A 7,011-nucleotide genomic window follows, 5' to 3' on the forward strand; every position below is an offset into this window, starting at 1 on the left:
GGCAAAGCATAAAAGAAAGGAGGTCTACGACCATGAAAAGATATAACACGCCCCACCGCCACAGGGTAATCAAGACACGCTTGACCGAGGAAGAATACGCCGAGTTTTCCGAGCGTGTCGCCTTATGCAAAATGAGCCAAGCCGAGTTTATCCGGCAAGCCCTTATCAAGTCGAGCATATGCCCGGTTATCACCGTTTCCCCAGTCAATGATGAATTGCTGTCTGCCGTTGGAAAACTCACAGCCGAATACGGGAAAATCGGCGGCAACTTGAACCAGATTGCCCGCTGTCTGAACGAGTACGGCGCACCTTATAACGCCCTCTCAAAAGAAGTAAGAGCCGCCACAGCGGAGCTTGCCGCCTTGAAGTTTGAAGTCTTGCAGAAAGTAGGTGAAGCCGTTGGCAACATTCAAACATATCAGCTCTAAAAATGCCGACTATGGAGCTGCCGAGCAGTACCTAACCTTTGAGCATGACGAGTTTACCATGAAGCCCACCCTTGATGAAAACGGGCAGATTGTTCCGAGGACAGGCTATCTCATTTCCTCTCTGAATTGCGGTGATGAAGATTTTGCAATCGCTTGTATGCGCTCCAATCTGAAATACGGCAAGAACCAAAAACGTGAGGACGTGAAAAGCCACCACTATATTATCAGTTTTGACCCCCGTGACGCTGCCGACAACAGCTTGACCGTAGACCGGGCGCAACAGTTAGGCGAACAGTTTTGCAGAGAACATTTCCCCGGACACCAAGCCATTGTATGCACCCACCCGGACGGGCATAACCACAGCGGCAACATTCATGTGCATATCGTAATCAATTCTTTGCGGATTGCGGAAGTGCCGCTGCTGCCCTACATGGAAAGACCAGCGGACACAAGGGAGGGCTGCAAGCACCGCTGTACGGACGCTGCTATGGAGTATTTCAAAGCGGAAGTCATGGAGATGTGCCACCGGGAAAACCTTTATCAGATTGACTTACTGCATGGGAGCAAGAACCGTGTCACCGAGCGTGAGTATTGGGCGAAGCGGAAAGGACAAGCCGCACTGGATAAAGAGAACGCTTCCCCTACCGCCACAGGAGAGCCGCCCAAACTTACAAAATTTGAAACCGACAAGGAGAAGCTGCGGCGCACGATCCGCACCGCCCTGTCCGCTGCCCTCTCTTTTGAGGACTTTTCCGAGAAGCTGCTACAACAGGGCGTGACAGTCAAGGAGAGCCGGGGGAGGTTATCGTATCTCACGCCGGACAGAACGAAGCCAATCACCGCCCGGAAATTGGGTGATGATTTTGACCGCGCCGCCGTACTGGAAGCACTCACCCTAAACGCACAGAACGCCGTCAGAGCCGCCGAAACACCCGCACCCAAAAAGGAACACCCCCGTAGCATAAGGGAGCGTTTACAGCGTAACAAAGCCGCCATAAACACACCCAAACAGGACACTTCCCAACGGGAAGCTGTACAGCGCATGGTAGACCGGGAAGCGAAACGAGCCGAGGGCAAGGGCATAGGATATGACCGCTGGGCGGCTGTCCACAACCTAAAACAGATGGCGGCGACCATGAGCATTTACGAGGAATCCGGCTTTTCTTCCCCGGAGGAACTGGAAGCCGCCCTTGCCGCCGCCAGCGCGGAACTGAACAGTGTCCATGCCGAACTGAAAGCCGTGGAAAGCACTTTACGGGAGAAGAAAGACTTGCAGAAACAGCTATTAGCCTACATCAAGACCAAGCCCGCCCGTGACGGGCTGAAAGCACAGAAAACGGAGAAAGCCCGCAAAAACTACCGGGAGCAGCACGAAAGCGATTTTATGATAGCCGAAGCTGCCACCCGGTATTTTAAGGCAAAGGGCATTACCAAACTTCCAGCGTCCAAGACATTACAAGCGGAGATTGAGCAGCTTATGAGGGAGAAAAACACGCTTTACAACGAGTACCGAGAAAAGAGAGAGAAAACAAAGGAATTGCAGACCGTTAAGAGCAATATTGAGCAGATTTTAAGGCGTGAGCCGGAGCGCGGAAAGGGGCGGGAAAATGAACGGTAAACACCCATACATGGACTATTTACAGCACCGGGCGGCGTGCCGCCTTGTGCATGAGTGCTGCAATTACGATAACGGCAACTGTATCCTGCTGGATAATGGCGAGCCTTGCGTATGTGTGCAGAGTATCAGCTATTCGCTTTTATGCCGCTGGTTTACTGCCGCCGTGCTGCCGCTGGACGGGAAACTGGAAGCCGCCCTGTTCCACCGGGCAGAACTGAAACGCTGTACCGAGTGCGGCGCGTATTTTCTCCCCAAGTCAAACCGTGGGAAATACTGCCCCGATTGTGCCGTAAAAGTGCGCCGCCGGAAAGAATCGGAACGTCAGCGGAAAAGATACCACCTTTCTACGCATTTAGGCTATGAAAGAAGCCCATAAATCAAGGCTTTTTTGACCGCCCTCAACGGGTAGACGGTATTTATATCCTTTATCCATGAAAACAGCGTCCTAAAGCGTGACAGAAGCCACAGAACAGACCATAAGGAGGAACGAATGGCAGACAACCGCAAATATTACTACCTAAAGCTGAAAGAGAGCTATTTTGACGAGGACGCTATCGTGCTGCTGGAAAGTATGCAGGACGGCGTACTCTATTCAAACATTCTCTTGAAGCTGTACCTAAAATCGCTGAAGAACGGGGGAAAGCTCCAGCTTGACGAGAATATCCCCTACACCGCACAGATGATAGCCACAATCACCCGCCAGCAAGTCGGCACAGTGGAAAGAGCCTTGCAGATTTTTATGAAACTGGGGCTTGTAGAGCCGTTGCAGAACGGGGCTTTATACATGAGCAACATTGAACTCTTAATCGGTCAGTCCTCTACCGAGGGGGAGCGCAAACGCCGCGCAAGGCGGGCTTTGCAGGAGCAAAAGACATTGCCGGAAGCCGTGGCGGACAAATGTCCACCATATGCCGCGGACATTTGTCCACCAGAGAGAGAGTTAGAGATAGAGAAAGAGATAGATATAGAGTTAGAGATAAAGAGAGAGGGAGAGATAAAGACAGGACAGACCGCCCGCGCCCCTTTTGGCAGATATAAAAACGTATTCCTGTCAGAAAAGGAGCTTGCAGAACTGCAAACGGAGCTTCCCGGCAAATGGGAATATTACATAGACCGCTTATCCGGCTATATCGCTTCCAGCGGAAAGAAATACAGGAATCATGCCGCCACTATCCGGCGATGGGCGGCTGATGATGAAGCAAAGAAAGCACCAAAGCAAAAGATACCCGATTATTCCTACCGGGAGGGCGAGAGCCTTTGACAATAGAAATAGAACGCCCCGTAAACAGGGCGTAAAAGACCATGAATAAGGAGGAACGATTTTATGTGCGATTACGATAACGCTATTTTCCGGCTTGCCACGGCACAGGAAGCCGAGCCGGGGGACTACACAGGCGGGGACGGGCTTTTATACTGCGGGAAATGCCGCCAGCCCAAAGAAGCCTATTTTGCGGAGGGAAAGACGCTTTTCGGACGCGACCGACACCCCAAGGAATGTGACTGCAAACGGGCAGACCGGGAAAAGCGGGAAGCCGCCGACAGGGAACAGAAGCACCGGGAGGAAGTCGAACGGCTGAAAAGAAAGGGCTTCACCGACCCGGCTATGAGGGAATGGACGTTTGAGAACGACAACGGGAAATGCCCGCAAATGGATAAGGCGCACTTCTATGTGGCGCATTGGGAGGATATGAAAGCGGAGAATATCGGCTACCTTTTATGGGGGAAAGTCGGCGCGGGAAAAAGCTATTTTGCCGGGTGTATCGCTAACGCCCTCATGGAGAAAGAGATTTCCGTGTGCATGACGAACTTTGCCTTGATACTCAACGACCTTGCCGCCAGCTATAAGGACAGGAACGAATACATAGACCGCCTCTGCCGCTTCCCCCTGCTTATCCTTGACGATTTCGGCATGGAGCGCGGCACGGAATACGGCTTAGAGCAAGTCTATAACGTGGTTGACAGCCGATACCGCAGCAACAAGCCGCTGATCGTGACGACCAACCTCACGCTGGAAGAATTGCAGAACCCGGAGGACACGCCCCACGCCCGGATTTATGACCGCCTGCTTGAAATGTGTTCCCCCGTCTGCTTCACCGGGGAGAATTTCAGAAAAGCCACGGCACAGGAGAAAATGGAACGGCTGAAAACGCTGATGAACGGAAAGGAGAGCCTATGACCAATACCCCCAACAGGAACACCGCCACTACTGCCCGCCGCCCGGACTGCGTAACCGAGATACGCCGGGGAAACACCGTCCTTGTGGTTTCCGGCTATTTCAAACAGGACACCACCGCCACTGCCGCCGACAAAATGATGAAAGTGCTGGAAGCGGAAAGCGCAGCCGGGGGAACAGCCGCCCATGCCATATAGAGCGACATTCCTTGATAAAAAATATTCGACATTATGTGCCATAAAGTAACAAAAAGGACTGTACAGCCAGCCATGACCTATGGTATAATAGACATACGGAATAGTGGGCTGGCTGTCGGAAACGGAGGAATCTATGTCAAGACAGACCGCCACAACACTTATCACCGCCCTTTATCCGAGGTTATCCCATGAGGACGAGCTGCAAGGCGAGAGCAATTCTATCAGCAATCAGAAGCGAATCCTTGAAAACTACGCCAAGCAGAACGGCTTTAACAACCTCAAATGGTACACTGATGACGGATTTTCCGGCGCGAACTTCCAAAGACCCGGTTTTCAAGCCATGCTTGCGGACATTGAAGCCGGGAAAGTCGGCACAGTCATAGTAAAGGATATGTCACGGTTAGGGCGAAATTACTTACAAGTGGGAATGTACACAGAAATGATTTTCCCACAGAAAGGCGTCCGCTTTATCGCTATCAATGACGGAGTGGACAGCGCACAGGGCGACAACGATTTTGCCCCCTTGCGTAATATTTTTAATGAATGGCTGGTGAGGGATACGAGCAAGAAAATCCGGGCGGTAAAACGCTCAAAAGGCATGAGTGGGAAGCCTGTCACAAGCAAGCCCGTGTACGGCTACCTCATGGACGGGGACGAAAATTTCATCATTGACGAAGAAGCCGCCCCGGTAGTAAGGCAGATATACAGCTTATGCCTTGCCGGGAATGGACCGACCAAGATAGCGCGTATGCTCACGGAGCAGGAAATCCCCACGCCGGGAACGCTGGAATACCGCCGGACGGGAAGCACACGCCGCTACCACCCCGGCTATGAGTGCAGATGGGCGACAAACACCGTGGCGCATATCCTTGAAAACAGGGAGTACACGGGCTGCCTTGTGAACTTCAAGACCGAGAAAGTGTCCTACAAGGTAAAGCAGAGCAAGGAGAACCCCGAAGAAAAACAGGTTATCTTTGAGAACCACCATGAGCAGATAATCGACAAAGACACATGGGAGCGTGTGCAGGAGCTGCGCAAACAGCGCAAACGCCCCAACCGCTATGATGAAGTGGGCTTGTTCTCCGGCTTGCTCTTTTGTGCGGACTGCGGCAGCGTGATGTACCAGCAGAGGTATCAGACGGACAAAAGGCGGCAGGACTGCTATATATGCGGCAGCTACAAGAAGCGTACGGCAGACTGTACGGCGCACTTTATCCGCACCGACCTCTTGACCGAGGGAGTGACCGAGAATTTACGGAAAGTCACCAGCTACGCCGCAAAGCATGAAGCCCGGTTTATGAAGCTGTTGACCGAGCAGACCGAGGACGGGAGCAAACGCCGGAACGCCGCCAAAAAGAAAGAACTGGAAGCGGCAGAAAAGCGGATTGCGGAACTCTCCGCTATCTTCAAGCGGCTGTATGAGGACAGCGTGACCGGGCGCATATCGGACGAGCGTTTCACGGAACTTTCGGCAGACTACGAAGCCGAGCAAAAGGAACTGAAAGAGAAAGCCGCCGCTTTGCAGGGCGAACTTTCTAAAACGCTGGAAGCCACGGCAAACGCTGAAAAGTTTATGAAAGTGGTACGCAAGTACACCAGCTTTGAGGAACTCACCCCTACCCTGTTGCGGGAGTTTGTGGAGAAAATCGTAATCCACGAATCGGAAGCCCTTGACGGGAAACGCCGGGGGAAGCTCCGCAGACAGGAAATCGAAATCTATTACTCTTTTGTCGGCAAGGTAGAGTTGCCCGACTAAAGCCCGACCCGTCCGGCAGTCAGCCGGACAGGGAACGGCAAAATTTTTTACACTTCTTTTACTTCTTTATCTCACATGAGCAAAAAGCCAGGGCATGAAGCAGCTCATGGCGGGCGGCGGCGTTGCCCTTATCGGTGGCACCCTTGTACCTCTGCTTTCCGGCCTGTTCGGTTAAGCGGCGGGTAACTGCCTATGCAGAGCATACTTGACGCGATTAACGAATGGATAAAGGAAATCCTCATTGGAGCCATTAACGGTAATCTGTCAACTATGTTCGGGGACGTAAACGAAAAAGTCGGAACTATCGCCGCAGAGGTAGGCAAGACCCCGCAGGGGTGGAACGCAGGCATATTTTCCATGATACAGAGTTTATCGGAAAATGTGATTGTACCCATTGCGGGGCTTGTCATTACCTACGTTCTATGCGTGGAGCTTATCAGCATGGTAACGGAAAAGAACAATATGCACGATATTGACACGTTCATGTTCTTTAAGTGGTTTTTCAAGGCGTGGGTAGCGGTGTATCTCGTTACCCACACCTTTACTATCACTATGGCGGTGTTCGATATGGCGCAGCACGTTGTTTCCGGCGCGGCGGGCGTGATCGGCGGCAATACGAATATCGACGTTGACGCCGCCCTCTCGTCCATGCAAGCCGGACTTGACGCTATGGAAATCCCCGAACTGCTTTTGCTCGTTATGGAAACAAGCCTTGTGAGCCTTTGCATGAAAATCATGTCGGTGCTTATCACGGTTATTCTGTACGGCAGAATGATAGAAATTTACCGCGCGTCCAGAAGCGCCGCTTTTCATCCAAAGGCGGTGTGCGGGCATTTTGG

8 protein-coding genes and 1 pseudogene are annotated in these 7,011 nt (G+C 52.2%); all 9 read left to right on the plus strand.

The genetic code is table 11. The features are described 5' to 3' along the window. The first annotated feature begins 32 nt into the window (after window positions 1–32). Window positions 33–428 (plus strand): plasmid mobilization protein, encoded by a 396-nt coding sequence (locus tag DWX32_RS05040; RefSeq protein WP_118029931.1) that lies wholly within the window; start codon window positions 33–35, stop codon window positions 426–428. Continuing rightward, window positions 400–2,046: a relaxase/mobilization nuclease domain-containing protein gene (locus DWX32_RS05045; protein WP_118029932.1), complete on the plus strand. Its 1,647-nt coding sequence runs from the start codon at window positions 400–402 to the stop codon at window positions 2,044–2,046. The genes DWX32_RS05040 and DWX32_RS05045 overlap by 29 nt, the downstream gene beginning before the upstream one ends. Then, window positions 2,036–2,422, plus strand: coding sequence for a cysteine-rich VLP domain-containing protein (locus tag DWX32_RS05050; RefSeq protein WP_118029933.1), 387 nt, complete (start codon window positions 2,036–2,038; stop codon window positions 2,420–2,422). Before DWX32_RS05045 ends, DWX32_RS05050 begins: the two co-directional genes overlap by 11 nt. A 114-nt stretch (window positions 2,423–2,536) precedes the next feature. Continuing rightward, window positions 2,537–3,307, plus strand: coding sequence for a phage replisome organizer N-terminal domain-containing protein (locus tag DWX32_RS05055; RefSeq protein WP_118029934.1), 771 nt, complete (start codon window positions 2,537–2,539; stop codon window positions 3,305–3,307). A gap of 63 nt (window positions 3,308–3,370) precedes the next feature. Further along, window positions 3,371–4,222 (plus strand): ATP-binding protein, encoded by an 852-nt coding sequence (locus DWX32_RS05060; protein WP_118659348.1) that lies wholly within the window; start codon window positions 3,371–3,373, stop codon window positions 4,220–4,222. Beyond that, entirely contained in the window at window positions 4,219–4,416 is a 198-nt protein-coding gene (locus DWX32_RS05065; RefSeq protein WP_118029936.1) for a transposon-encoded TnpW family protein, read from the plus strand. Before DWX32_RS05060 ends, DWX32_RS05065 begins: the two co-directional genes overlap by 4 nt. Window positions 4,417–4,549: 133 nt before the next feature. After that, window positions 4,550–6,172 carry a recombinase family protein gene (locus tag DWX32_RS05070; RefSeq protein ID WP_118029937.1) on the plus strand — a complete coding sequence of 541 codons (1,623 nt, stop codon included), beginning with the start codon at window positions 4,550–4,552 and terminating at the stop codon, window positions 6,170–6,172. Window positions 6,173–6,251: 79 nt separating this feature from the next. Next, window positions 6,252–6,347 (plus strand): annotated as a pseudogene (locus DWX32_RS05075) (Maff2 family mobile element protein); the annotation flags it as partial. 17 nt (window positions 6,348–6,364) lie between these two features. Next, window positions 6,365–7,011 (plus strand): VirB6/TrbL-like conjugal transfer protein, CD1112 family (locus DWX32_RS05080; RefSeq protein WP_118659349.1); only part of this gene is annotated, 647 nt, incomplete at its 3' end.

Origin of the sequence: Blautia sp. AF19-13LB (assembly GCF_003479105.1) — a bacterium.
GTDB classification, from domain to species: Bacteria; Bacillota; Clostridia; order Lachnospirales; family Lachnospiraceae; genus Fusicatenibacter; species Fusicatenibacter saccharivorans.

Bases quoted from the DNA above. Each gene is read 5' to 3' on its own strand.
- DWX32_RS05040 (WP_118029931.1), top strand. From the start codon at position 33: ATGAAAAGATATAACACGCCCCACCGCCACAGGGTAATCAAGACACGC.
- DWX32_RS05050 (WP_118029933.1), top strand. From the start codon at position 2,036: ATGAACGGTAAACACCCATACATGGACTATTTACAGCACCGGGCGGCG.
- DWX32_RS05055 (WP_118029934.1), top strand. From the start codon at position 2,537: ATGGCAGACAACCGCAAATATTACTACCTAAAGCTGAAAGAGAGCTAT.
- DWX32_RS05060 (WP_118659348.1), top strand. From the start codon at position 3,371: ATGTGCGATTACGATAACGCTATTTTCCGGCTTGCCACGGCACAGGAA.
- DWX32_RS05065 (WP_118029936.1), top strand. From the start codon at position 4,219: ATGACCAATACCCCCAACAGGAACACCGCCACTACTGCCCGCCGCCCG.
- DWX32_RS05070 (WP_118029937.1), top strand. From the start codon at position 4,550: ATGTCAAGACAGACCGCCACAACACTTATCACCGCCCTTTATCCGAGG.